At 53.7% G+C, this 24,591-nt stretch carries 23 protein-coding genes; 13 read left to right on the top strand and 10 right to left on the bottom strand.

The annotated features are described in order from the left end of the window. Nucleotides 1–692 precede the first annotated feature (692 nt). The 3 genes from K355_RS0107225 to K355_RS0107215 all read left to right on the top strand — a co-directional run bounded on the left by K355_RS0107225 (nt 693) and on the right by K355_RS0107215 (nt 3,898). Nucleotides 693–2,000, top strand: a complete 1,308-nt coding sequence (locus K355_RS0107225; RefSeq protein WP_240626433.1) for a NarK family nitrate/nitrite MFS transporter — start codon at nt 693–695, stop codon at nt 1,998–2,000. A gap of 125 nt (nt 2,001–2,125) precedes the next feature. Next, nucleotides 2,126–2,716: an ANTAR domain-containing response regulator gene (locus K355_RS0107220; protein WP_022731449.1), complete on the top strand. Its 591-nt coding sequence runs from the start codon at nt 2,126–2,128 to the stop codon at nt 2,714–2,716. A gap of 3 nt (nt 2,717–2,719) precedes the next feature. Further along, complete coding sequence (locus tag K355_RS0107215; RefSeq protein ID WP_022731448.1) at nt 2,720–3,898, top strand: CmpA/NrtA family ABC transporter substrate-binding protein; 1,179 nt, start codon at nt 2,720–2,722, stop codon at nt 3,896–3,898. 84 nt (nt 3,899–3,982) lie between these two features. On the opposite strand, the gene K355_RS0107210 is transcribed toward K355_RS0107215, so the two are convergent. The 4 genes from K355_RS0107210 to K355_RS0107195 form a co-directional block, all read right to left on the bottom strand. After that, complete coding sequence (locus tag K355_RS0107210) at nt 3,983–6,727, bottom strand: sensor histidine kinase (protein WP_022731447.1); 2,745 nt, start codon at nt 6,725–6,727, stop codon at nt 3,983–3,985. A gap of 5 nt (nt 6,728–6,732) precedes the next feature. Further along, nucleotides 6,733–6,954 (bottom strand): hypothetical protein, encoded by a 222-nt coding sequence (locus K355_RS23370; RefSeq protein WP_022731446.1) that lies wholly within the window; start codon nt 6,952–6,954, stop codon nt 6,733–6,735. A gap of 33 nt (nt 6,955–6,987) precedes the next feature. Then, the gene (locus tag K355_RS0107200; protein WP_022731445.1) at nt 6,988–7,371 is read right to left on the bottom strand and encodes a response regulator transcription factor; all 384 of its coding nucleotides are present in this window, start codon (nt 7,369–7,371) and stop codon (nt 6,988–6,990) included. A 153-nt stretch (nt 7,372–7,524) separates the two neighbouring features. Then, nucleotides 7,525–9,102 (bottom strand): helix-turn-helix domain-containing protein, encoded by a 1,578-nt coding sequence (locus K355_RS0107195; protein ID WP_022731444.1) that lies wholly within the window; start codon nt 9,100–9,102, stop codon nt 7,525–7,527. A gap of 201 nt (nt 9,103–9,303) precedes the next feature. Here K355_RS0107195 and K355_RS0107190 point away from each other — a divergent pair, with 201 nt between their 5' ends. From K355_RS0107190 to K355_RS0107170, 5 genes are all read left to right on the top strand, one after another. Then, complete coding sequence (locus tag K355_RS0107190) at nt 9,304–10,665, top strand: ABC transporter substrate-binding protein (protein ID WP_022731443.1); 1,362 nt, start codon at nt 9,304–9,306, stop codon at nt 10,663–10,665. Between the two features lie 117 nt (nt 10,666–10,782). Beyond that, nucleotides 10,783–11,799 (top strand): branched-chain amino acid ABC transporter permease, encoded by a 1,017-nt coding sequence (locus K355_RS0107185; protein ID WP_022731442.1) that lies wholly within the window; start codon nt 10,783–10,785, stop codon nt 11,797–11,799. Between the two features lies 1 nt (nt 11,800). Next, entirely contained in the window at nt 11,801–12,964 is a 1,164-nt protein-coding gene (locus tag K355_RS0107180; RefSeq protein WP_022731441.1) for a branched-chain amino acid ABC transporter permease, read from the top strand. A gap of 3 nt (nt 12,965–12,967) precedes the next feature. Further along, nucleotides 12,968–13,729, top strand: a complete 762-nt coding sequence (locus K355_RS0107175) for an ABC transporter ATP-binding protein (RefSeq protein WP_022731440.1) — start codon at nt 12,968–12,970, stop codon at nt 13,727–13,729. Continuing rightward, nucleotides 13,726–14,478 (top strand): ABC transporter ATP-binding protein, encoded by a 753-nt coding sequence (locus tag K355_RS0107170; RefSeq protein WP_022731439.1) that lies wholly within the window; start codon nt 13,726–13,728, stop codon nt 14,476–14,478. Before K355_RS0107175 ends, K355_RS0107170 begins: the two co-directional genes overlap by 4 nt. A 109-nt stretch (nt 14,479–14,587) precedes the next feature. Here the strand turns inward: K355_RS0107170 and K355_RS0107165 are convergent, their stop codons facing one another. Beyond that, entirely contained in the window at nt 14,588–15,058 is a 471-nt protein-coding gene (locus tag K355_RS0107165) for an Lrp/AsnC family transcriptional regulator (protein ID WP_033368699.1), read from the bottom strand. Nucleotides 15,059–15,202: 144 nt separating this feature from the next. On the opposite strand from K355_RS0107165, the gene hppD reads away from it, so the two are divergent. Beyond that, nucleotides 15,203–16,315: a 4-hydroxyphenylpyruvate dioxygenase gene (gene hppD, locus K355_RS0107160; RefSeq protein ID WP_022731437.1), complete on the top strand. Its 1,113-nt coding sequence runs from the start codon at nt 15,203–15,205 to the stop codon at nt 16,313–16,315. A 204-nt stretch (nt 16,316–16,519) separates the two neighbouring features. Here the strand turns inward: hppD and K355_RS24840 are convergent, their stop codons facing one another. The 4 genes from K355_RS24840 to K355_RS0107140 form a co-directional block, all read right to left on the bottom strand. Continuing rightward, a complete protein-coding gene (locus tag K355_RS24840; protein ID WP_211219025.1) occupies nt 16,520–16,852 on the bottom strand; it encodes a GNAT family N-acetyltransferase in 333 nt (110 codons plus the stop codon). A 105-nt stretch (nt 16,853–16,957) separates the two neighbouring features. Further along, nucleotides 16,958–18,271, bottom strand: coding sequence for a TRAP transporter large permease (locus tag K355_RS0107150; RefSeq protein WP_022731436.1), 1,314 nt, complete (start codon nt 18,269–18,271; stop codon nt 16,958–16,960). Next, complete coding sequence (locus tag K355_RS0107145; protein WP_022731435.1) at nt 18,271–18,807, bottom strand: TRAP transporter small permease; 537 nt, start codon at nt 18,805–18,807, stop codon at nt 18,271–18,273. Before K355_RS0107145 ends, K355_RS0107150 begins: the two co-directional genes overlap by 1 nt. Next, nucleotides 18,804–19,862, bottom strand: a complete 1,059-nt coding sequence (locus tag K355_RS0107140) for a TRAP transporter substrate-binding protein (protein ID WP_022731434.1) — start codon at nt 19,860–19,862, stop codon at nt 18,804–18,806. The genes K355_RS0107145 and K355_RS0107140 overlap by 4 nt, the downstream gene beginning before the upstream one ends. A gap of 203 nt (nt 19,863–20,065) precedes the next feature. Here K355_RS0107140 and K355_RS0107135 point away from each other — a divergent pair, with 203 nt between their 5' ends. After that, nucleotides 20,066–20,908 (top strand): IclR family transcriptional regulator, encoded by an 843-nt coding sequence (locus tag K355_RS0107135; RefSeq protein ID WP_022731433.1) that lies wholly within the window; start codon nt 20,066–20,068, stop codon nt 20,906–20,908. Nucleotides 20,909–20,927: 19 nt separating this feature from the next. On the opposite strand, the gene K355_RS0107130 is transcribed toward K355_RS0107135, so the two are convergent. Further along, nucleotides 20,928–21,356, bottom strand: coding sequence for a MarR family winged helix-turn-helix transcriptional regulator (locus K355_RS0107130; protein ID WP_022731432.1), 429 nt, complete (start codon nt 21,354–21,356; stop codon nt 20,928–20,930). A 79-nt stretch (nt 21,357–21,435) separates the two neighbouring features. Here K355_RS0107130 and hmgA point away from each other — a divergent pair, with 79 nt between their 5' ends. From hmgA to maiA, 3 genes are all read left to right on the top strand, one after another. Further along, complete coding sequence (hmgA, locus tag K355_RS0107125) at nt 21,436–22,806, top strand: homogentisate 1,2-dioxygenase (protein WP_022731431.1); 1,371 nt, start codon at nt 21,436–21,438, stop codon at nt 22,804–22,806. A 91-nt stretch (nt 22,807–22,897) separates the two neighbouring features. Continuing rightward, on the top strand, nt 22,898–23,917 hold the full coding sequence (locus K355_RS0107120; RefSeq protein WP_022731430.1) for a fumarylacetoacetate hydrolase family protein: 1,020 nt from the start codon (nt 22,898–22,900) through the stop codon (nt 23,915–23,917). An 11-nt stretch (nt 23,918–23,928) separates the two neighbouring features. Then, entirely contained in the window at nt 23,929–24,588 is a 660-nt protein-coding gene (gene maiA / locus K355_RS0107115; protein ID WP_022731429.1) for a maleylacetoacetate isomerase, read from the top strand. Nucleotides 24,589–24,591 lie beyond the last annotated feature (3 nt).

Genomic DNA, 24,591 nt, shown 5'->3' with positions numbered 1-24,591 from the left:
ACGGACGTCATTATCCGGGGAACCCGTCATTGGATTCTTTATATATAGGATCGGCATCTTGGCCGGAGCTGCAGGCGACACTGCCCGCGCTCATGTGTTTCTGTATTCAAGTGCCGTGCCAGAATGTGAATTTCGGTAAATTATCTCGTAAGCAACTGAGATATATGAAGGATCATGGGAAGTAGCGATTGCCTGATATTCGAGCAAAGCAGTAAATAGCACAAAAAATAAACAGCACAAAATGTGAGTGATTTATTTTCGTGCATATTCGCCTGATTTTCAGACGTTCCATTTTTTACGTTGCAGTCGCGATCAGTTAAAGCTGTTATATTTCAGTGTTTTGAAAGTTTTATCCCGCATCGCGGAAAAATTGGCGCGGTGTTTGCACATCCTATTTCCGTGTGAGCAGCTTTGACGAAAGCAGGCCCAATGACGGGTGGCTCACAGTTCTTCGTCCAACGGCGGACGATCAGACGTTTGGAACTGCCGCGCGATGACCGCGCAGCGCGTTCGATCCGAATGACGGGCCGCCTGCGGAATCCATCTGATGAAGCATGAAGGCCCATAGCAAAAACCGTCGGTTGTTCACGGCACTCAAGATGCTCTGTTCGGCCAAAACGAAGGGCTTCACCGTTATGGAAATCAAGAACAAGGCTACACGCATAAACCTGTTCAGTCTCAAGACTGTCCAGATGCGCACTTTTCACCTGACCTGGCTTTCATTTTTCCTGTGTTTTTTCGGCTGGTTCGGGATCGCACCGCTTATGCCGCTGGTCCGCGATGATCTAGGCTTAAGCAAAAGTGAAATCGGCAGTACGATCATTGCATCGGTTGCCATCACGGTTCTTGTGCGACTTCTGATCGGCCCACTGTGTGACAAGATCGGTCCGCGCAAAACCTATACCGGCTTGCTGGTGCTTGGCTCGTTGCCGGTGATGTTGATCGGCCTTGCCGACAGCTATGAAACCTTCCTGCTTGCGCGTTTGGCGATTGGCTCAATCGGCGCATCCTTTGTGATCACGCAGTATCACACCTCCACCATGTTTGCGCCCAATGTTGTCGGTACGGCCAATGCCACGACAGCAGGCTGGGGGAACCTTGGCGGTGGTGTGACGCAGATGGTCATGCCACTGATTCTTGCCATGATCCTCGGGTTTGGGCTTTCCGAAACCATGGGCTGGCGTTTGGCGATGGTCTTCCCGGGCGCGATCATGCTTGTGGTTGCGGTTCTTTACTGGGTCTTCACCACCGACTGCCCGGAAGGCAACTATGCCGAAATGCGCAAAAGCGGTGCGCTGTCGGCCGAGGATGACCATGCCGGGGCGACCAAAGGCATGATGGCGGCGATGTCTGATTACCGCGTTTGGGCCTTGTTCCTTGTTTATGGGGCGTGCTTTGGCGTTGAGCTGACCATCAATAATATTGCCGCGATCTACTTCTTTGACCGTTTTGATCTCAGCCTTGCCACGGCGGGTGTGATTGCCGGTCTGTTTGGCCTGATGAACATCTTTGCCCGGACGCTGGGCGGCGTGTTTTCCGATAAGTTTGCCGCCAAAGGCGGCCTTTCGGGTCGGGTCAAATTCCTGTTTTTCGCACTGTTTGTCGAAGGCATCGCACTTGTTGCCTTCTCGATGATGGATGCCTTGGTCATTGCCGTTGCCGTGATGATTGTCTTCTCGCTGTTTGTTCAGATGTCAGAAGGTGCGACTTTCGGTATTGTGCCGTTCGTTAACCGCAAGGCACTTGGATCGGTTGCGGGCATTGTCGGTGCTGGTGGGAATGCCGGTGCGGTTGCCGCAGGCTTTTTGTTCAAGTCCGAGGCGCTTACCTATCAGGAAGGGCTTTTTTATCTCGGTTGTGCCGTGATTGTGTGTTCTTTTGCGGCCTTGGCTGTCCGTTTCTCGGCAGCAACCCAGGCCGAAGAACAGCAACGGTTTGATCGTGCGCATGCAGAACGCATGGGCACATCTGGATCGGGTCAGCCGGTACCTGCGGAATAAACGCACAACAATGATTTTTCGGGATGCGGCCTGTGTCGCATCCCGGTCCTTCAACCGGTCGAAAAAAATGCCGGAGAAGATAACACAGACAGAGAGGCCTCGGCCGTCAGGGAGTTTGGGATAACTTGGTAAGGACAGAAGACTTCAACATTCTGGTGATTGACGAAGATCCTGACCGTGCGGCGATTGTCGAGCGCGGACTGGTTGAAAGTGGCTATACCCGTGTGGCCCGGATCGGGACGTCTCACAATCTGGTCGAACGTATTCAGGCACTGGCACCCGATATCATCATTATTGATCTGGAAAACCCGGATCGCGATACGCTCGAACAGATGTTTCAGGTGTCGCGTGCCATTGCACGCCCGATTGCCATGTTCGTTGATAAAAGTGATTCAAGCATGATCCACGAAGCGGTTGCCGCCGGGGTCAGTGCCTATGTGGTGGACGGGTTGCGCGAAGACCGCATTCGTCCAATTGTTGAAATGGCAATTTCGCGGTTTAATGTTTTTGATCAGTTGCGCCGTGAACGCGACGAAGCAAAAGCCAAACTCAATGAGCGCAAACTGATTGAGCGGGCCAAAGGTATTTTGATGAAGGAAAAGGGTCTGACAGAAGAAGATTCCTATAACCTTCTTCGAAAGAACGCCATGAAACAGAACCGCAAGATCTATGAGATCGCGCAAAGCGTCATCACCGCGTTTCAGTTGGAGTTTTAGGGAATGGGGAACAAGGTTCGTCTGGGCTTCGTGCCATTGGTTGATTGCGCCATCCCGGTTGTTGCGCGCGCCATGGGATTTGCCGATCAGGAAAATATCGAACTTGAATTGGTACGCGAAATGTCGTGGGCGGCCATTCGTGACAAGCTGTCATATGGCGTTTATGAGGCCGCCCACCTTTTGGCCGGTATCCCGATTGCTGCCCGCCTTGGATTGGGTGGCGTTCCGGTGCAGCATCTTGTTGTGCCGATGGCGCTTGGCCGGGGTGGTAATGCGATTACGGTGTCCACGCGGCTATATCAACGGATGCTTGAGGCCGATCCTGCGGCGATGCATGGGCCACGTGGCTTATCGGCGCGCGCGTTGAAAAAAGTCATCGACGAAGACCGGGCATCGGGCCGCCCGGTCATGTCATTTGCAACTGTTTTCCCGTTCTCAAGCCACAATTACGAACTGCGCTACTGGATGGCTGCGGCTGGGATTGATCCGGACAGGGATGTTAATATCGGGGTGATTGCGCCGCAACGCATGTTTGACAGCCTGCGCAATGGCTGGGTCGATGGATATTGCGTCGGGGAGCCGTGGAACCAGCGGGCGGTTTTCCATGGGGATGGGGTCATTGTCGCGTTGAAAGACGACATCTGGTCGCGTAGTCCGGAAAAGGTCCTTGGTGTGCGGCAGGACTGGGTGGATTCAAATCCTGACACGGTTTCGGCCCTTGTTTGCGCCCTTGTCCGGGCGGCGGAATGGGCCGATGAGCCGGGCAATCGCGCGGAACTTGCCCAGATGTTGTCAGAAGAATCCAATGTCGGTGCGCCTTATGATGTGCTTAAGGCGTCACTTGACGGGCGTCCGGTTCTGCGCCCCGGCGAAGCCCCGATTGAGGTGCCGGATCGGCATGTTTTTTATCGCTATACCGCGACCTTCCCGTGGTTGTCACAGGCAAGCTGGGTCGGCGCACAGATGAAACGATGGGGGCAAGTGCCCGCCAACACCGACCTTAATCAGGTGATCCGGCAAGTCTATCGCCCGGATCTCTATCGGACGGCGGTTAAGGGACTTGATGTTGCGGTGCCGGCACATGATTGGCGGGTAGAAGGCACAAATGGTGCTGAGGACCGTGCGTTTGTCGGACCGGACAGTTTCCTTGATAACTCGGTATTTGATCCTGAACTGGGCTGATCGCGCGGTCGTGTGCGAGATAAGGGAACGTCAGCCGGATAATTGTCTTTGGAAAGGGTCAGTATTTGGTGTGCTCCTTAGCCGCTAACTCGCCGTGCTTGGGGCAAACACATGACCGGGGATAAAGACACGGAATGTCGCGCCTTTACCCGGTGGGCTTTCGGCCCATATTTTGCCCTGACAATGTTCAACAACATGTTTGGCAATCGCCAGGCCCAATCCCGATCCCGATGGTTTGGGCTTATCATCGGCATATTTCCCCCCGCGTGAGAATTTATCAAAAATGATCTCAAGCTCGTTGGGGGCAATGCCGCGGCCATTATCGGTGATCGATACCAGATACCCACCGTCCATGGCCTCGCCTCGGACAGAAACGCTGGGATATTCCGGATCCGAAAACTTTGCCGCATTCGACAACAGGTTGATGAACACCTGTGTCAGGCGGTCCCGATCAACATGCAGCATCACGGTCTGTGCGGCGAGATCGGTGGTAAGTGCAACTCCCTTGCGATCCAGCAACCCTTTGACCGCATCGACACTTTCATCAAGCACTGTGCGCGGATCAACATCAATCGCCCGCCAATCGGAATGACCGGCTTCAAGTCGGGCCAGATCAAGGTGATCATCAATCAGGCGGGTCAGGCGTTCGCTTTCACGCACAATGATGCTGAGGAAATGTTCGGCCCGTTCGTGGTCAAGGGTCGGGGTGTCGACCAGAATTTCGGAAAATGACCGGATAGAGGTCAAAGGTGTTCGGAACTCATGACTGACCATGGTCAGGAATTCATCCTTAAGCCGGTCGAGTTCTTTGAGCCGATCATTGGCCGCGCGCAGCTCGGCAGCAGCCTTTTCAAGCTCTGCCGATTTTTGTTCAAGGCGCTGGGAATATTCGATGACGTGCGAGGTTTCTTCGAGAATTTCCAGCACTTCCTCAAGGCTGACCATTTCACCCTTGGCGACCGATGAAACCATCACACGCGCCGACGCGGCCCCGATTGACCCGGCCAAAAGCCGTTCGGTAAAGGCAATCATATCGGCGTTTGCTTCCCCCTTGCCGCGCCATGGGGTATCTTTTTCCCAGCCAAAATCACGGAACGAATGAAACGCGCGTTCGCGGCCCAGAAACCGTTCGACAAGCTCATAAAGATCATCGACCGATGCCGATGACCGCCAGATAACGGTATCCTGTCCTTTGCGTGAAAAGGCATCGACAAACAGGGTTGCCTGAATGCGTTCCAGTGCACTTGGCGATGTGAACAGGCTGATCAGAACGTAAAATGCGGTATTAAGCGACATTGACCAGATCAGCGCATGGGTCAGCGGTTCGAAATCGGAAAGACCAAACAGGCTTTCGGGGCGCAACCACGGATGGCCAAACGCACCGTTCAGGATCAGGGCCGGGTTCATCCAGCCGCTATCGGCAAGCGACGGCAGCAAAAGCGTATAGGTCCAAATCAGAAAACCAACCACAAGCCCGACCTGTGCGCCGGTTTTTGTGCCACCTTTCCAATACAGCCCACCAATCATGATCGGTATGAACTGGGCCGTGGCCGCAAAGGAAATCAGCCCGATTTCAGCCAGGGCGTCACTGGCCCCGGCGGATCGGTAATAGGCAAAGCCCAAAAACACGACGACGACGATGGATGCGCGCCGGATGAAAATCAAAAGTCCGGTTAAATCATCGCGTTCGGTCATGCGAAACGGACGAATGCGCAGCAAGGCCGGCACGATCAAATCGTTACACACCATGGTCGAAAGCGCGATGGTGGCGACAATTACCATGCTGGTACTGGCCGAAAGCCCGCCGACGTAGGCCAAAAGGGCCAGAAGTGACTGGCCTTCAAACAGCGGCACGGAGATGACAAAAAAGTCCGGGTCGGACCATGCCGGAAGGGCGCCAAGCCCCGCCAAGGCAATCGGCAGGACAAACAGGTTCATGCCCAGCAAATAAAGCGGGAAGGCCCAGCTTGCAGTCGGCAAATGGCGTTCATCGACATTTTCAACAATGATGACCTGAAACTGGCGCGGCAAGCACAGGATGGCCGCCATCGACAGCATCATCAATGTCATCCAGCGCGCACTACCATCTTCAGGCAGTTGCAAAAGCTTGGCGGTGTCAGGCGTGTTGAGTGCCTGTGAAAACAGGTGATCAATCCCGTCATACATCACAAAGCAGACAAAGATGCCAACCGCCAGAAGGGCAAACATCTTAACCAGACTTTCAAAGGCAATAGCGGCAACCATGCCTTCGTGATGTTCATCGGCATCAATGAACCGCGTGCCAAACAGAATACCAAACAGGGCCAGCCCAACGGCGGCCCAGAAGCCACTGTCTGAAAACACGCTTATGGTTTCGGCAACTGGTTGGGTCATGCCATAATCCCAGACGGTCAGAACCGTATAGCTGGTGGCAATCGCTTTGAGCTGAAGGGCAATATAGGGCGTTGTGCCAATCACCGCGATCAAGGTGACCAATACAGAAAGCTGCGTGCTTTTGCCGTACCGTGACGAGATGAAATCGGCAATTGAGGTAATGCGGTGCGCCTTGGAAATGCGCAGCATCTTGCGCAGTAAAAACCACCAGCCAAGGAAGATTACGGTCGGGCCAAGGTAAATGGTCAGATATTCAAGCCCGTTACGCGCGGCCGTGCCGACCGCCCCGTAAAAGGTCCATGATGTGCAATATACTGCAATCGAAAGCGTATAGACGGTTGGATTGCGGACCCATGATCGCCCGTCGCGCGCACGTTTGTCGCCCCACCATGCAATGGCGTACAATAAGCCGACATACCCAATCGATACCAAGATGACCAGTTCAGAGGACAGCATATAGTCTATGGCCTCTCTGACTGGGCGACTTTACGCAACGAGCGGGTGAGAATGGCGCAAAGTGCAATCAGGACGGCCCATCCAGCAAAGAAATACACAAACAGGATCGGCAGGCCAAAGATTTGCCCATCAAGCGAAAAGACCCCAACCAACGGCGGTATCCATGCAAAAAACGCGGCAAGTACCAAAACAAATGCCCGTTCCGTCAATCTGCGTGGTGGTGTCATGATGGGGCTCCTGCCAATTGGGTGAAGGCTGCGTTAGCATTCCGTTCGTTCAAGCAGGGCCTTTACCCGTGATACGACATCGCGGGTCGAAAAGGGTTTGGTGACAAAGTCATCAACGCCAAGTTCCAATCCCTTGCGCCGGTCGACTTCGCGTGTTTTGGCCGTCAGCATCATGATCGGGATCGGTTTGGTTTTCGGATCGGCGCGCACGGCGCGTACGACTTCAAACCCGTCACAGCCGGGCATCATGACATCAAGGAGCACCATGTCGGGAATGTCGCGGGCGATCATTTTAATCGCGGTTTGGCCATCTGTGGCCACACTGACATCATAGCCTTCTTTTTCCATCAAAAAGCTAAGCGACTCAACAATGGTTTCCTCATCTTCGGCGATCAGGACCTTGGGTCTCTTGTTCAAAGGACGTTCTCCCCGATTTTTCGGATTTTATGCGGCCAATCCTAACCGTTAATTGATCGAATTATAATGCTACTTTGGGGTGGTATGGTTCATGCGATCAGTCAGGGTGCCAATGTGCGTTAAAATTGCAAGGATCCTGCAAAATACGTGTGGTTATGCGCCGGGCGATACAAGTGCCGTATCCGACATTTCGTACGCCCGCTGTCGACAATCTTCGCGCGGGCACTGTCGGCACGATATCCCGACGGGAATGGCTGAATCTGGCCGCTCAAGCGGTAACCCATCGGCATAGACCACATCATGGGCAAAGGCCGTATCACAGCCAATCATCACCGAATAAACCGATTGCGGAACCCCGTATCCGCCCGCGCCTGTGCGAAGTGCACGCGCGACAAACAAATATTCACTTGTGTCAGGTAGGCGGACAAATTGCGGAATGACCCGTTCGGGGGCAAGATATGCTTCATGCACGGCCCAGCGCGGGCAGGCCCCGCCATAGCGCGGCAGTTGCAAGCCCGATGCTGAAAACCGTTTGGAAATATTACCGGCAATATCGGTTCGCAAAAGGTGGAAGGGAATGCCTTCCGACCCGGTGCGCCGTAAGGTTGTCAGGCGGTGACAGATTTGTTCCCAGCTTGCCGCATAGCGTTGCTGCAGCAATTCAATGTCGTGGCGGAACGTGCGCGCATCGGAAAGAAACTGTTCATAAGGAAACAAGAGGGCCGCCGCACAATAGGACACCAAGGCCTCAGTCGCGCGGTGTCGTCCGGCATCGCTGCTAATCGACGCCTTATCAAGAACGCCGTTGATGGCATCAATCGCCTCGATGCTACAGATGGTGCGCGCTGCCTGAAATCGTGCGGACGTGATTGGTAATGCGCGCGAAAACCGCACTGTTTTGGTTTTCTGGTCCCACTCAAAACCGCCGGTGGGGAATTCTTCAGAAGGTAAACGTTCAACCCTGATCTTGTGATGGCTTTCAAGGTAGTTGATCAGGTCGGTCAGGAATAATCCACCGTCCGGGTCAATCGCCGGGCGCATATTCGCGGCCTGATCCTCAAGCGACGGGAAGTAGTTGGCATTGTCATTAAGCAAATCATCAACTTCTTCGGCCGGACTTGTTGCCGGGCGTCCGGCATCACCGCGTTCAAGAAAGTTAAAAATCTCGGTCGCAGATTCGGCCAGTCTCTGTGATTCACGCACCAGTGTGGCGTTAAAGCGCGCGCGCTGTTCATTGGGCAGGTCGTCATAATCGTTGAAAATCTCGGCAACAGAGCGGATGGAGGTGATCCGCGTCAGGATTGAATGGCTGGCTTCGGTCAAAAATGGATCGTGGCTAAGGCGCTCGGACAGGGCATCAACATTGTCCAGCCCGCTGCGATAGGCACGATACAGCGACAGAAAGGCCGCAATCATGCCCGGTGCAGCGGCGATCATGGACGGAAACTCGCTGCGTTCAATCGGGGTTGTGCGAAACACCGGATCAGATGCGGCTTCGCTGAGGTCCGATAAGAGACGGCTTTCTTCCGAACCTGACAATGTATGGGGTTGAATGTCCAGCGCCTCGGCAATGCGCATCAGCAGCCCACCCCCAATCGAACGTCGGTTATGTTCGATAAGGTTCAGATACGACGGCGAAATCCCGGCGGTCTTGGCCAACGCATTCTGGGTCATGCCGATGTCTTTACGGCGACCGCGAATACGATGTCCGATGGGGGCCTGACGGGTCATACTAAAGTCTCATTTTTGACAAAATTTACAAATTTTCACAATGTCCATCTATATATTTACAAAAAAACTCTTCTATATCAACTAGGTGTTGATTCATTTTCAACACACCCCCATTGTTTTAGCAGGTCGTGAAAAAAACAAACCAGAAAATAGGCCTCAGATTTTTCTGAAACAAATCCCAAGACATTGGGGAGGAAAACCATGTCGGAGACCAAGAATATCCTGAATGTATCACGTCGTACGGTCCTTAAAGGATCCGCGGCAACCACAGGTGCGGCCCTTATCGGCGGCACTTTCCCGATGCATTTCATCAAGAACGCCCACGCCCAGACTTTCCGGGGCGATCCGGGCAATGCCAGCAGCATCAAACTCGGCTTTAACGTACCGCAGTCCGGTCCGTATGCCGATGAGGGTGCTGACGAATTGCGTGCCTATCAGCTTGCGGTCAAACACCTCAATGGTGAAGGCGACGGCGGGATGCTTAATACCATCAAGCCGCTTGAGCTTAAGGGCAACGGTATCCTCGGCAAGAAAGTCGAGTTCGTTACCGGTGATACCCAGACCAAATCCGACGCGGCACGTGCATCGGCAAAACGTATGATCGAAAAAGACAACGTTGCCATGATTACCGGTGGTTCGTCTTCGGGCGTTGCTGTCGCGGTTCAGGGTCTCTGCCAAGAAATGGGCGTGATCTTTATGGCGGGTTTGACCCACTCGAACGATACAACGGGTAAAGACAAAAAGCGTTATGGCTTCCGCCATTTCTTCAACGCTTATATGTCTGGTCAGGCAATTGCGCCGGTTCTTTTGGATGAATATGGTGCAGAACGTCGCGCCTATCACCTGACGGCCGATTACACTTGGGGTTGGACTCAGGAAGAATCGATCAAAGCCGCAACCGAGAATATCGGTTGGGAAACTGTGAACACTGTCCGTACCCCGGTTGGTGCAGGTGACTTCTCGCAGTATATCACGCCGGTTCTGAACTCTGGCGCCGATGTCCTGATCCTGAACCACTATGGTAAGGATATGGTCAACTCGCTGACACAGGCTGTTCAGTTCGGTCTGCGTGACAAACAGGTAAATGGCAAGAACTTCGAAGTCGTTGTTCCGCTGTATTCCCGCTTGATGGCACAGGGTGCTGGCGATGCTGCAAAAGGCATTCTGGGTACCACCAACTGGCATTGGTCGCTGCAGGATGAAGGTTCACAGGCCTTTGTGAAATCGTTTGGTCAGGAATACGGCTTCCCGCCGTCCCAGGCAGCGCACACTTGCTATGTTCAGACGCTGCTTTATGCAAACGCGTGTGAAATGGCTGGTACGTTTGCACCTTGGGAAGTCATCAAACAGCTCGAAGGTTTCGAGTTCGATGGCGCTGGTAACGGCAAGACCCTGTACCGTGCAGAAGACCATCAGTGCTTCAAAGACGTTCTGGTTGTACGTGGTAAACAAGAACCACAGTCTAACTTTGACCTTCTTGAAGTCGTCAAAGAAGTGCCGCGTGCACAGGTTGAGTATCCGGCCGACATGTTCGGTGGGGAACTGGGTCCGTATCAGGTTTGATACAGTCCAAATAATGCAAGCAGGGCCGACCATTTCCGAATGGTCGGCCCATTTGCCAGCACGCAGGTCTCTTTGGTCTTTTCATTAAGTCCTTTACGAATACGCGGCGGATAACTGATGGACGCTATATTTCTTCAAATTCTCAATGGTTTGGACAAGGGCGGTGCTTATGCACTGATCGCACTTGGCTTGACTTTGGTGTTCGGCACGCTCGGCGTGGTGAACTTTGCCCATGGCGCCATCTTTATGATGGGCGCCTTTTGTGCGGTGACACTGGAAAAAATCCTGACCCTGTCTTTGCGGGTCAAAGATGAATCCGTGACCTTCTTTGATGCCTACAAGGAAACGCCTTACCTTGAAGTCTGGTTTGGCGATACCGGGACGGCAATCATTGACTGGTCGGTACCGTTATCGATCATTCTTGCGATACCCGTGATGTTGTTGATCGGCATCGTGATGGAACGCAGTTTGATCCGGTACTTCTATAAACGTCCGCATGCCGACCAGATCCTTGTGACCTTTGGCCTGGCCATTGTGATGCAGGAACTGATCAAGGCGTTCTTTGGCGCCAACCCGATCCCGCAGGGGGCACCGGATATTGTTGCCGGTTCTGCTGCAATCGGGGCCGTGTTCGGCCTTGGCGAAGCTGTTGTTTACCCTTGGTGGCGTCTGATTTATCTGGCGTTCTCGCTTGTGACCATCGGGCTTGTTTTCTCGTTCCTGCATTTCACCACCTATGGGATGGTTGTGCGCGCCGGGATGGCGGACCGCGAAACGGTCGAGCTTCTTGGGATTAACATCGAACGGCGCTTTACGATTGTGTTTGGCATGGCTGCGGTGGTCGCAGGCCTTGCAGGCGTGATGTACACGCCAGTTCTGCCCCCGGATTACCATTTGGGGATGGATTTCCTTGTGCTGTCATTTGTCGTGGTGGTTGTCGGGGGTATGGGCTCTTTGCCCGGTGCGGTGCTCGCAGGGTTCCTGCTGGGTATCTTGCAGTCCTTCTCATCCATGACCGAGGTGAAAGATATCTTCCCGGGCATTGACCAAGTCATCATTTACCTTGTTGCCGTCGTTATTCTGCTGACCCGCCCGCGTGGTCTGATGGGTCGTCGCGGTGTGATGGAGAGCTAAAATGACAAACACAAAAATCGTCTCGCCAAAGCAGGATATCCTTTACATGGTCATTCTGTCGGCAGTGGTCCTGACCATGCCGATCTGGCTGCAGCCCTTTGGGGCGGCCTATCCTGACCTGATGCAGAAATTCATGATCTTTGGCATCTTTGCCATTGGCTACAACATTCTGTTTGGTCTTACGGGGTATCTTTCCTTTGGCCATGCGGCCTTTCTCGGGGTGGGCTCTTACACCGCTGTCTGGTCGTTTAAACTGCTGTCGATGAACGTTATTCCGGCGTTGATTTTCGGAACTGTGCTGTCGGGGTTGTTTGCGCTGGCCATCGGGTTTGTCTCGTTGCGCCGCTCGGGGATTTACTTCTCAATCCTGACACTCGCATTTGCGCAGATGTCCTATAACCTGGCCTATTCTGTTTTGACCCCGATCACCAATGGTGAAACCGGTCTGCAGTTGACCCAGGGGGATGCGCGTATTCTGGATCGTGCGGCTGGTATTCAGGCGGATGCGTCGCTTCCGACCCCGAACCTGTTTGGGATTGAAGGCATCGGCTATTCCGGGTTCTATATTTGTGCGGCCTTGATGTTGATTTCGTTCTTCATCTATCTGCGCATCTTCCGGTCCCCATTTGGCCTGAAACTACGTGCGATCAAATCAAACCAGAGCCGTATGGGATACACCGGGTATAATACCCGTCCCTATTTGATGACGGCCTTTGTCATCTCGGGCATGTATGCCGGGCTTGCTGGATCGCTTCTGGCGGTCACCGATCCGTTGGCAGGTGCTGAACGCATGCAATGGACCGCATCGGGCGAGATTGTCCTGATCACCATTCTTGGTGGTGTTGGCACGCTGATCGGTCCGCTGCTTGGGGCGGGCGTCATCAAGTATTTCGAAAACATCCTGTCGGCCTTTAACGACACGGTTCTTGTGAATGCGTTTTCCTTCCTTCCGGACTGGTTGGCAAATGGGGTCGCATCAGTTCTCGGGTTGTTTGTGGGCGATGGCTGGCACCTCACACTTGGTCTGGTGTTCATGCTGATCGTGATCTTCCTGCCCGGTGGCATTATGGAAGGGATCAATCGCCTTTGGCGTCTTGTGAGCAACCGTTCGTCATCCTCCGCAGAGGACAAAGAAAAAGAACAACCTTCGACGAAGGAGGCCTGACCGATGTCTGAATACATTCTTGATGTAACCGATGTGGACAAGAATTTCGGCGGTTTGCGTGCGTTGTCTGACATCAATCTTCGGGTCAAGGAAGGCACAGTTCATGCCATCATTGGTCCGAACGGTGCGGGTAAATCGACGCTTCTGAACGTGATCGTCGGGCGTCTTGCCCCCAATCGGGGCCGGGTTTTGCTTGGTGATGAGGTTTTGACGGGCAAACAACCCCACGAGATTAACCAGCTTGGGGTTGCGCGTGTCTTCCAGACACCGGAAATCTTCCCGGATTTGTCATTGTTGCAAAACGTGATGATCCCGGCCTTTGCCAAGCGCGATGGCGAATTCAAAATGGGGTTCCTCAAAAGCCTGTTTGCGGAAAATGAAATCCGCGAGCAAGCCGAACATCTTCTTGAGGATGTCGGGTTGATTGATCATCAGGATCAGATTGCAAGTTCGATGTCGCGCGGCGATAAACGCCGGCTTGAACTGGCAATGTGTTTGGGCCAGCGTCCCAAGCTGTTCCTGCTTGATGAGCCGACTGCGGGTATGTCGCGTCATGACACCAACCGCACGATTGAACTGCTGCAAAGGATCAAGGAACGCGGCATGACCAAGGTGATTATTGAACATGACATGCATGTTGTGTTCAGTTTGGCCGACCGCATCAGTGTTCTGGCACAGGGCGCAATTATTGCCGAAGGCACCCCTGAAGAAGTGCGCAATGATCCCAGAGTAAAAGAAGCCTACCTCGGAGGGGAAGCGGTATGAACGCAGTGCCAAAAACGGAACCTGTTCGCAATCAGGGCGGTGACCCGGCGTTTTTCTCGGTCCATAACCTGCATGCCTATTACGGCGAAAGCTATATCGTGCAAGGTGTGTCCTTCGACATCCGCGAAGGTGAGATCCTGGCCCTTTTGGGGCGTAACGGGGCGGGTAAAACCTCGACCTTGCGGGCCTTGGCCCGCATGGCGAACCCGGAACTCAAGCATGGTGAAATCTGGCTCGACCATCAGCCGCTTCACACCATGAAGGCATGGCAAGCAGCCCAGCTTGGGCTTCAGCTTGTGCCAGAAGATCGTCGGATCATTCCGGGCATGACGGTTGAGCAGAACCTGGAACTGGCCCAGATTGCCGAGCCGATCGGCTGGTCGATTGAACGTATTTATGAGCTGTTCCCGCGTCTTGGCGAAAGGGCGGAACAGGAAGCCATCACGCTTTCGGGTGGTGAGCAGCAGATGTTGGCAATTGGCCGGGCACTTGCCCGCGATATCAAGCTTCTATTGCTTGATGAGCCATACGAAGGCTTGGCGCCGGTGATTGTTCAGGAAATTGAAAAGACGCTGCAAAACGTCAAAAAACTGGGCATCACCACGATTATTGTTGAGCAAAATGCCATCGCGGCACTCAAGCTTGCAGATCGCGCGATTATTATGGACAGCGGCGAAATCGTCTTTGATGGCACCGCGCAAGAGGTTCTCGATAACGAAGAACTGCGTGACCAGTATCTCGCGATCTAACGATTTGATTTGGGGGGAGTTCGAAGCTCAGGGATAGGGGGAGTTTCGAAACAGAAAAGACCGTACCTTCGGGTGCGGTCTTTTTTCGTTTGGGCGTGCGGGTCAAATTTCAGGTTTGCGCACCAACGGCCAACCCCTCGAAATCCTTCAGTACGTTTAGGACAATTGATGTTTTGACATGCTGGACCGAGTCATGGGGCAAAAGCACCTCATTGACGAAATGCGACAGCGCGGCAAGATCGCGTGTGGCGACCTTAAGGTGATAATCCATCTCCCCGGTCAGGGAAAAGGCCTCAAGGACCTCAGGCAAACCGGCCAGAAGGCGGGCAAACCGTTTGGCATTGTCGCGGTTATGGGTGGCAAGCGTGACGGATATCACCACCAGCAATCCCAAACCCATTTTCTGACGGTCTATATCGGCACGGTATCCGCGAATGACCTTGTCATCTTCAAGCCGCGCACGACGGCGCGAACATTGCGATGCCGAAAGCCCAATCCGCTCAGACAGGTCATTGTTGGTCAGGCGGCCGTCCTTTTGCAGTTCGGCCAGCAATTTAAGGTCTAATTTATCAAGTTGCATGATATCCGCGCTATTTTGATGAACCATGCATGATGTGTGCATTAAGTAGTCAGAATCAACCATAAATGCATGCACTTTGCGCGTGGTTTGGCGCACGATTGGATTAATCAGAAATTGAATAATTCCAGTCAGAGGAGACTTCATATGGGCCCGTTCCCCCATGATGCGCCGCGCGCCACCATCACCGACAAAAATCCCGCCGGTACGGACGGGTTTGAATTTGTCGAATTTGCCCATGAAGACGCCGCAACACTTGAAGCCCTGTTTACCCGCATGGGCTATGTGCCGGTTGCCAAGCACAAAACCAAAAACATCACCGTCTGGCGTCAGGGCGATATCAACTACATCCTCAATGCCGAACCGGGCAGTCACGCGATGACGTTTGTGCAAAAGCATGGTCCGTGTGCGCCGTCAATGGCGTGGCGGGTTGTTGATGCCAAACATGCCTTTGATCATGCGGTCTCCAAGGGGGCGGAACCTTATGTCGGCAATGACAAGACACTCGATGTGCCAGCCATTGTCGGGATTGGCGGCTCCATCATTTATTTCATCGACACATATGATGAAACCGGATCAGCCTATGACGCGGAATTTGACTGGCTTGGCGAACGCGATCCAAAACCCGAAGGTGTCGGGTTCTATTATCTCGACCATCTGACCCATAACGTCTATCGCGGCAACATGGATAAATGGTGGGATTTCTATCGCGATCTGTTTGGTTTTACCCAGATCCATTTCTTTGACATTGCCGGGAAAATCACCGGGCTGGTCAGCCGTGCGATCACCTCACCTTGCGGCAAAATCCGCATCCCGCTGAACGAATCGACCGATGATAAAAGCCAGATCGAAGAGTATCTGAAAAAATACAAAGGCGAAGGCATTCAGCACATCGCGGTCGGCACGGACGGCATTTACGATGCCACCGATAAGCTTGCGGCCAATGAACTTAAATTCATGCCCGGCCCGCCGGAAACCTATTACGAAAAATCCCACGAGCGCGTGCACGGTCATGATGAACCGATTGAGCGGATGAAACAGCACGGCATCCTGATTGACGGCGAAGGGGTGATTGATGGCGGCATGACTAAAATCCTGCTGCAAATCTTCTCAAAAACCGTAATCGGCCCGATCTTTTTCGAGTTTATCCAGCGCAAAGGCGACGAAGGCTTTGGCGAAGGCAACTTCCGTGCCCTGTTTGAAAGCATCGAAGAAGACCAAATTCGCCGCGGTGTTCTCAAGGTTGATGCTGCGGAATAATTGTTGGTCAGAAGCGTTCGATAAAAGCCCGGGTTGATGTAAATTGACTTGGGCTTTTGCCTTTAAGATTTCTGAGCTCAAACCGAATGGGGTAGCTTCTTTTCAAAATAAACGCGGTTGAACCCGTCTTCGATGCGTCGACCTGTTTCGACATAACCAAGATGCGGGTAGATCGACAAATTCTGGGACATCTTTTCATTTGTATTAAAGACGTACATGAGGAAAACCCTGTTTTCTGGCAGCATTCTCGCAAGTGGCGATAAGGCGTTTACCGATACCTTTCCCCTCATATTCGGGCGCAACCGCAATGTTTTCCAGTATCATGGCATTATCGTCATCAGGGTAAAAAACGATAACGCCGACAGGCCGGTCTTCGTCATCGGTTGCGACGTAAACATGCCCGGCCATGATTTGCGAGGTCACGTCGGCAGTCATGGGGGCTGGTTTGCGCCCGATCACGGCGACATAGCGCTGATAAGCTGAAATCGTGCATTCGCGAATGGCTGTTTCATCGCCAAGACAGGCAGGACGGATCATCTTTTTCCCCTAATCACTTGCACCACCATAATTTCGTATGGTGGTGCAAGTAAATCAATGAGTTTGGGGGGCGAGGTGGCTGTCCAACCAAAAAAGGTGGCGTGACTAATAGCTGCCAAACCCCAAAAGATGTGGCAGCCAAAGAATAAGACCGGGAATGGCGACCATCAGAACCACGCGGACAATGTCCGCCGCCAAAAACGGCAGGATACCGCGCGACAGCGTGGTGATCGTCATGTCCGATGACACGCCTTGAATGATAAACAGGTTCATGCCAATCGGCGGGGTGATCAGGCCGATTTCAACCACTGACACCAGCAAAACGCCAAACCACACCGGATCATAGCCAACCCCGGTAATGACGTTAAACGCCGGAACCACGGTCAGAAGGATCATCGACAGGCTGTCCATAAAACAGCCCAGAACGATGTAAAACGCCAGAAGCGTTATCAGCACACCAAGCGGCGAATACCCCTGTGTGGTGATCCAGTTGACCAGTGTCTGGGTCAGCCCGCTGGTTTCAATAAAGAAATTGAAAAGCGCCGCCCCGATCAGGATCAAAAAGATCATGCCGGTCATGCCCGCCGTTTCGCGAATGCCCGCACGCAATGTCGCCCAGTTAAACTTTTTGCGAATGCCCGCAAACAAAAGTGCCCCACCCGCACCAACAGCTGCCGCCTCGGTCGGGGAAAACAGCCCGGCATAAATCCCGCCAATGACAAGGACAATCAGCACAATCGCATCCCACATCTGAAGCAAAGCACCCCAGCGTTTCGACCACGGCACATACTCACTGACCGGGGCCAAGGATGGATTGCGCATTACCTGAAGGCGGATGGACGCGATATAAAGGATGGTCGCCAAAATCCCAGGTATCATCGCGCCCGCAAACAGGGCACCAATCGATTGTTCAGTCATCAGCGCATAAATCACCAAAAGGATCGACGGCGGAATCAAAACGCCCAGTGTCCCACCCGCCGCAATTGATGCCCCGGCAAGGCTTTTGGCGTATCCGCGTTTTTGCATTTCGGGCAAGGCCACCCGGCCCATGGTCGCACAGGTCGCAAGCGACGATCCGCAAATCGCGCCAAACACTGCACTGGCCCCGACACTTGATGCGGCCAAACCGCCGGGACGATGCCCGGAAAACGCGGTGATACCGCGAAACAGATTGCCCGACAGGCCGGAATGGGAGGCAAACACACCCATAAAAATAAACAGCGGAACAACCGATAGCCCATAGGGGAAAATCGCTTCAAAGGGAAGGCTTGCCATCACATAGCTTGCTGACATCCAGTCGGTCAAAAGCAAGGAGCCGCCAATGCCGACAACCGCCATCGCAATCGCGACGGGAACGCGCAAAAGTGCGAGTGTCAGGGCGACAACAAACCCGATTAATCCTGCCCATTCGGTGGCCATCAAATAGTCTCGCTGGTTAAAAGCGTTTTAAGAAAATGCACCAGACACACCAGTGTCGAGATCGCCATGCCGCTGAGCAAAAAGCCCCAGAACAGGATCATCGGGATCGCAAGGTTTTGCGACACATCACCGTAATCCCATTGCTCCATCGCCCGCCCCCAGGACAGATAGAGCAAAAAGGCCATAACACCGGCGCACAAAAGCGGGATCAACCTGTCGATGGTGTTGAAAAGGATGCGAAGACGGTTTTTACCGATCAGATCGACCGTGACATGGGCACGCGCACTAAAGGCATAGGGGATTGCCCATGAGGCGGCGGCCATGACGCAAAACTGGGTCAAATCAACCGCGCCAACCATCGATTGCCCGCCGATCCGCCGCCAGACAATATCAACAACCACAATGCCAATCGCGCCAATAAGGGCCGACATGCCAACAAATGCCAGAATGTCGGTCAGCCTGTTCATCGCGCGGTCAAGTTGGTCGACCGCGGCATAAAGCCGCGATCCACCAGATTTGTAAGCGCGTTGCGTCATTTGTCGCCAGCGTGATATTTGGCGTCAAATTCCGCGACCAGTTCCTGCGCACGCTTGTAAATCGCCTCGGGATCGGCAACGCCTTTTTCTTTCAGGCTTTCAAGGTAATCCTTGATCATTGGCTGGACCGATGCCTGCCATTCCGCGCGCGTCGCATCATCAATTACGATGATTTCATTGCCGCGTTCTTCGGCGGCCGCTTTGCCAACCGCTTCCCATTTGGTCCACCAGTCACCGAATTTACCCACCAGTGCATCGCCGGAAATTTCATCAATTGCCGCACGGACATCTTCGGGCAGGCTGTCATATTTCTTCTGGTTCATCACAAAATAGAACCCGGCGGTATAGGCCGCCGCATCGGTATGATATTTCAAAAGTTCATTGGCCTTGACCGCATTGACCAAATCCCAGGTCGTTACCAGACCTTCGATATTGCCTTTCTGCAGGTTTTCGTAAATCGCTGATGGCGGCAGCCCAACCGGTGATGCGCCAAACGATTCAAGCATGGCCGAAACCGCCGGGCTTGGGGTGCGAAGACGAAGACCCTTAAGGTCGTCAAGCGATCTTACCGGGGTATCAAGGGTATGGATCAGCCCGCCTTCATGGGTGAAAAGACCCAGAACCTTAAAGTCCTGATAGTCACTGCCAAGAAGGCCTTCCTTATAAAGTTGCCACAGGGTTTCCGACCCGGAATCGGCATATTTCACAAGGAACGGCATTTCAATGACCGACGCAGCAGGATAGCGATCGCGCGGAATGCCATTGAGGCCCACGGCCATATCCATCACGCCCGCACGCACCTGATCGGCCTGCCGGTCGATCTTGCCAAAGGCGGATGTAGCGTCAAAGATTTGCACCTCAACCTTGCCATTGGTCTTTTCCGAAAGCTGCTTGCCCCAGTTTTCAAGAAAATCGACCTGAAAACCATGGCTTGGCGGCAGATAGTGGCTGACCTTAAGGGTGATGTCGGCGGCCTGTGCCACGCCGGCCCCGGCAAGCATGGTTGCCCCGGCCAGAATGCTCATCACCGTTTTGCGTAAATTCATCGGTTTCATGTTCCTCTCCCTGTTTTCTTGATCATGGGGTTGTTGTTTGTTTGGGCGTCGGCATTTCCGGTCTTATTGAGTCTGGCCGGTGGATGGGGATTGCGCATCCAGTCCATCAGGTTTGATCCGACGCCGAATGTGATTTCCTCTTTGCTTTGGAATTATGATATATATAATCAATTACGCAATATGAAATTTATAAAGGTAATTTTTTGACCCAGTTTCCGACAAAAGACCTTTTGACCGATCAGGTTGACTTGGATGCACCAGACGCAATGAGTGCAACCGATGCGCCGGATACGCGCAAAGGCATCCAGTCGGTTGAGGTCAGTGGCGTCATCATTGCCGCTTTATGCGATTTCAAATTCCCGGTCCCGCTCAAGGATCTGGCCGCCGCGGTCGATATGTCACCGGCCAAGGTGCATCGTTATCTGGCAAGTCTGGTGCGGATCGGCCTTGCCTGGCAGGATGACCAAACCGGGCTTTATGGGCTGGGCCCGATGGCGCTTCGTATGGGAATTTCGGCGATTGAGCGCAATGACGTTGTCATGCGGGCCGGGCGTTTATTGCGAAAATTGGCCATTGAATTACGCTCATCCGGGCATCTGGCAATCTGGGGTGAACGCGGCCCGGTTCTGATCCGCACCGAACATGGTGGTCCGCCGATCATATCAACCATGGGGTTGGGAACGGTCATGCCGATTTTGCGCTCGGCCACCGGGCAGGCCTTTTTGTCGGCCATGCCCAGAAGTGCCATCGAACATGTCATTCACGCCGAACAAGACATCCTGCATTGGGATGATGCGACGGTGGATCGCCTTATTACCGATACCCGGGCGCGCGGCGCGGCGGTGATCGAAGGCGATATTGTGCCCGGCTTATCGGCGATCAGTGCGCCGGTTTTCAATCTGGACGGGGCGGTCGCGTGCTGTGTGACGCTGATGAACCCCAAGGCCAATTACTTTCAACCCGGACACCCGGCTTTCGATACGTTCCGCACTGAAATTGATGCATTCACCCAAAGTTGGGGTGGTGATCCGCGCGGTGAAGATTGAGGTGGAAAAGGAATGCTGATCAAAGATCGTTCAGCTTCGTCAGGAGGGCAGACAGCCGACTGAAATCGTCCTCACCCAGAAAGTCGCGGACTTTTTGGTCATAGGCAATGCCTGCTTTGCAAAGCGACGCAAACGCCGACTGGCCTTGGGAGGTTAATTCAAGGCGCAGAATACGGCGGTCCTGTTCGTCCTGACGACGCTTTAGCCAACGGCGCTGCTCGATGGAAAAGACTGCGCGCGAAACCTTGGTTTTATGAAGCCCGGTATGGGTAACGATTTCGGTCGCAGTCAACGCGCCATATTGGCCAAGGGTGGCAAGAACGCGCCATTCGGATCGGGTCATCCGGTATTGATCGCGATAAATATCGCGGAAACCGAAACTGACCTTTTCGCTGGCGTGATGCATCAGAAACGGCAGAAAGCTGTGTAAATCAAATTCGGTTTTCATGGCTGAAAAAGGCCGTTTGATAGTTACAAAAATAATGGTTACGAATGTAACTATATCAAATATTGTTAGGGAAAAGGCAATGACCGATCATATCGCAACCAGCAAAACCGCCCAAAACGGCGCAAGCAGCGATTTGTCTTACATGCCCGGTTTTGGCAATGATTTTGAAACGGAATGCCTGCCCGGTGCACTGCCCCAAGGGCAGAACAGCCCGCAAAAATGCCCGTATGGCCTGTATGCCGAACAGCTTTCAGGATCGCCCTTTACCGCACCACGCGGCACCAATGAACGGTCATGGTTGTACCGTATTCGTCCCAGTGTGCGCCACAATGGCCGGTTTAAATCCCTGTCCCTGCCAGATTGGAAAACCGCCCCTTGCGTGGGCGATCATAGTCTGGCCCTTGGGCAATTGCGCTGGGACCCGGTCCCGATGCCGTCCGAACCAACCGACTTTATGACTGGCATGCGCACGGTGACAACGGCCGGGGACGCCATGACGCTAAGCGGCATGGCAAGCCACGTTTATGTCTGTAACACCGATATGGTCGATGATTACTTTTTCAATGCCGATGGTGAAATGCTGATCGTGCCCGAAAGTGGCACGCTTCGGATTTTTACCGAACTTGGCATCATGGATGTTGAACCGCTTGAGGTTGCCCTGATCCCGCGTGGTATGATGTTCAAGGTATCCATCGTCAAAGCCGGAATTGACGGCGGGGCGCGGGGCTATGTCTGTGAAAATTACGGCGCGAAATTCACCCTGCCCGAGCGCGGGCCGATTGGTGCCAACTGCCTTGCCAATCCGCGTGATTTTAAAACGCCTGTGGCGGCTTATGAGGATAAAGAAACCCCGTGCCGGATTTTGATCAAATGGTGTGGCAAGTTCCATCAAACCGATATCGGACATTCGCCTTTGGATGTGGTGGCGTGGCATGGCAATTACACGCCGTTCAAATATGATCTTCGGACCTTCTCACCAGTCGGGGCGATTTTGTTCGATCATCCCGATCCGTCGATCTTTACCGTTCTGACCGCCCCGTCGGGCGAGGCCGGGACTGCGAACATCGATTTCGTCATTTTCCCGCCGCGCTGGATGGTCGCCGAAAACACCTTCCGTCCGCCATGGTATCATCGCAACATCATGTCCGAATTCATGGGCCTGATTTGCGGGCAATATGACGCCAAGGAAAAGGGCTTCGTGCCCGGTGGCATGAGTTTGCACAACATGATGCTGGCCCATGGCCCCGATGCGTTCGGGTTTGAAAAGGCATCGAACAGCAACCTCGGCCCGGAAAAACTCGAAGGCACCATGGCCTTTATGTTCGAAACCCAATTCCCGCAGCAGCTGACCAAATTCGCCGCCGAACTTGAAACCCTTCAGGATGATTATCTTGAATGTTGGGATGGGCTTGAACGCAAATTTGACGGCACCCCGCAAGGTCGCCCATGAAGCCCAAATTTAAAGCCCAAACGTAGCGGCCAGCCGATAAAAAGACGATTTTCTGGACTTAACGACAAGAATGCCGGAGGCATGAAACCCAATGAAACTTGCAACCCTTAAAAACGGTACACGCGATGGCCAGCTTGTTCTGGTGACAGGTGATCTTTCACATTATGTCGATGCCAGCGCGATTGCCCCCACCTTGCAGGCCGCCCTTGATGACTGGGCGATTGTTGCGCCGCGTCTCACCGAACTGGCTGATGAAACCGCCGCCGGATCATCGATCGCCAAACGCGAAGCCCTTGATACCACCCAGCTCCATTCCCCCTTGCCGCGCGCGTTTCAGTGGGCGGATGGGTCGGCCTATGTCAACCATGTCGAACTGGTGCGTAAAGCCCGCAGTGCGGAAATGCCCGAAACATTCTGGACCGATCCCCTGATGTATCAGGGCGGATCGGACCGTTTCCTTGGGCCGCGTGACGATATTGCAATGGCCGATACCGCGTGGGGCATTGATATGGAAGGCGAGATTGCGGTCATCACCGACGATGTCCCGATGGGCGCCAGCCTTGATCAGGCACGCGATGCCATCCGCCTCATCATGCTGGTCAATGATGTGTCGCTGCGCGGCCTAATCCCCGGCGAACTGGCCAAGGGATTTGGTTTTTTCCAGTCCAAACCCTCGTCGGCCTTTTCACCCGTCGCCGTCACCCCCGACGAATTGGGCGATGCATGGGATGGGGGCAAGGTGCATTTGCCTTTGAATGTTGATTTGAATGGCAAACCGTTTGGCCGGGCCAATGCAGGTGTTGATATGACCTTTGATTTTGCCCAACTGGTGGCGCATGCCGCACGCACACGCCCCCTTGGCGCGGGCAGTGTGGTCGGGTCGGGCACGGTTTCAAACAAACTGGACGGGGGCCCGGGCAAGCCGGTCGCAGAAGGCGGGGCAGGCTATTCCTGCATTGCCGAAATTCGCATGATTGAAACCATTGAAACCGGTGCGGCCAAAACCCCGTTCTTGCAGTTCGGTGATCGGGTCAAGATCGAGATGCTCGGAAAAGACGGCACATCGATCTTTGGGGCGATCGATCAGACCGTAACGCAATATAAGGGCTAAGGTGGCGGATCATGGCTGAGGTCGTTTTATATGATTACTGGCGATCCTCAGCCAGCTATCGGCTGCGGATTGCCTTGGGGCTTTTGGGCATTGCGTACCGCACGGTGCCAGTAGATTTGCTCGCCGGGGGGCATAAGTCCCCCGCATACCTGCAGCATAACCCACAAGGATTGGTTCCCGCGCTTGAGATTGACGGGATCATGATGACCCAGTCGGTGGCGATCCTTGAATATCTTGATGAAACCCGACCCGGTCAGGGATTGTTGCCCACTGATACCTTGGCCCGCCAACGGGTTCGCGCACTTTCACACGTGATCGCGATGGATATTCATCCCGTTTGTAACCTTGGCGTGGTGCGCCATGTCATGGATATGGCAACCGCCCATGGCGAGGACCCCGATGCGGCGCGATCAGAATGGATGGCAAAATATATCGGATCGGGTCTGGCTGGATTTGAAGCCATGCTGGCCCAAGGTCCTGAAGCTTCCCAAGGCGATTTCTGTCATGGGGATCGGCCCGGCATGGCCGATATTTGCCTGATCCCGCAGCTTTATAATGCCCATCGCTGGGGCGTTGATACCAGCCGTTTTCACCGTATCAACGCCGTTTCTGAACGCTGTTTTGCTATCAAGGCGTTTGAAAACGCCCATCCTGATCATTGCCCGCGATAGCCC

The organism is Thalassospira lucentensis MCCC 1A00383 = DSM 14000 (assembly GCF_000421265.1).
Taxonomy (GTDB): Bacteria; Pseudomonadota; Alphaproteobacteria; order Rhodospirillales; family Thalassospiraceae; genus Thalassospira; species Thalassospira lucentensis.
Note: the sequence above shows the minus strand (reverse complement) of the source record. Positions and strands in the feature narration are given on the sequence as shown.

What these genes read in the sequence shown, in the direction of transcription:
- K355_RS0107225 (WP_240626433.1), top strand. Translation starts at nt 693, where the DNA reads ATGCGCACTTTTCACCTGACCTGGCTTTCATTTTTCCTGTGTTTTTTC.
- K355_RS0107215 (WP_022731448.1), top strand. Translation starts at nt 2,720, where the DNA reads ATGGGGAACAAGGTTCGTCTGGGCTTCGTGCCATTGGTTGATTGCGCC.
- K355_RS0107210 (WP_022731447.1), bottom strand. Translation starts at nt 6,727, where the DNA reads ATGCTGTCCTCTGAACTGGTCATCTTGGTATCGATTGGGTATGTCGGC.
- K355_RS23370 (WP_022731446.1), bottom strand. Translation starts at nt 6,954, where the DNA reads ATGACACCACCACGCAGATTGACGGAACGGGCATTTGTTTTGGTACTT.
- K355_RS0107195 (WP_022731444.1), bottom strand. Translation starts at nt 9,102, where the DNA reads ATGACCCGTCAGGCCCCCATCGGACATCGTATTCGCGGTCGCCGTAAA.
- K355_RS0107190 (WP_022731443.1), top strand. Translation starts at nt 9,304, where the DNA reads ATGTCGGAGACCAAGAATATCCTGAATGTATCACGTCGTACGGTCCTT.
- K355_RS0107185 (WP_022731442.1), top strand. Translation starts at nt 10,783, where the DNA reads ATGGACGCTATATTTCTTCAAATTCTCAATGGTTTGGACAAGGGCGGT.
- K355_RS0107180 (WP_022731441.1), top strand. Translation starts at nt 11,801, where the DNA reads ATGACAAACACAAAAATCGTCTCGCCAAAGCAGGATATCCTTTACATG.
- K355_RS0107175 (WP_022731440.1), top strand. Translation starts at nt 12,968, where the DNA reads ATGTCTGAATACATTCTTGATGTAACCGATGTGGACAAGAATTTCGGC.
- K355_RS0107170 (WP_022731439.1), top strand. Translation starts at nt 13,726, where the DNA reads ATGAACGCAGTGCCAAAAACGGAACCTGTTCGCAATCAGGGCGGTGAC.
- K355_RS0107165 (WP_033368699.1), bottom strand. Translation starts at nt 15,058, where the DNA reads ATGCAACTTGATAAATTAGACCTTAAATTGCTGGCCGAACTGCAAAAG.
- hppD (WP_022731437.1), top strand. Translation starts at nt 15,203, where the DNA reads ATGGGCCCGTTCCCCCATGATGCGCCGCGCGCCACCATCACCGACAAA.
- K355_RS24840 (WP_211219025.1), bottom strand. Translation starts at nt 16,852, where the DNA reads ATGATCCGTCCTGCCTGTCTTGGCGATGAAACAGCCATTCGCGAATGC.
- K355_RS0107150 (WP_022731436.1), bottom strand. Translation starts at nt 18,271, where the DNA reads ATGGCCACCGAATGGGCAGGATTAATCGGGTTTGTTGTCGCCCTGACA.
- K355_RS0107145 (WP_022731435.1), bottom strand. Translation starts at nt 18,807, where the DNA reads ATGACGCAACGCGCTTACAAATCTGGTGGATCGCGGCTTTATGCCGCG.
- K355_RS0107140 (WP_022731434.1), bottom strand. Translation starts at nt 19,862, where the DNA reads ATGAAACCGATGAATTTACGCAAAACGGTGATGAGCATTCTGGCCGGG.
- K355_RS0107130 (WP_022731432.1), bottom strand. Translation starts at nt 21,356, where the DNA reads ATGAAAACCGAATTTGATTTACACAGCTTTCTGCCGTTTCTGATGCAT.
- hmgA (WP_022731431.1), top strand. Translation starts at nt 21,436, where the DNA reads ATGACCGATCATATCGCAACCAGCAAAACCGCCCAAAACGGCGCAAGC.
- K355_RS0107120 (WP_022731430.1), top strand. Translation starts at nt 22,898, where the DNA reads ATGAAACTTGCAACCCTTAAAAACGGTACACGCGATGGCCAGCTTGTT.
- maiA (WP_022731429.1), top strand. Translation starts at nt 23,929, where the DNA reads ATGGCTGAGGTCGTTTTATATGATTACTGGCGATCCTCAGCCAGCTAT.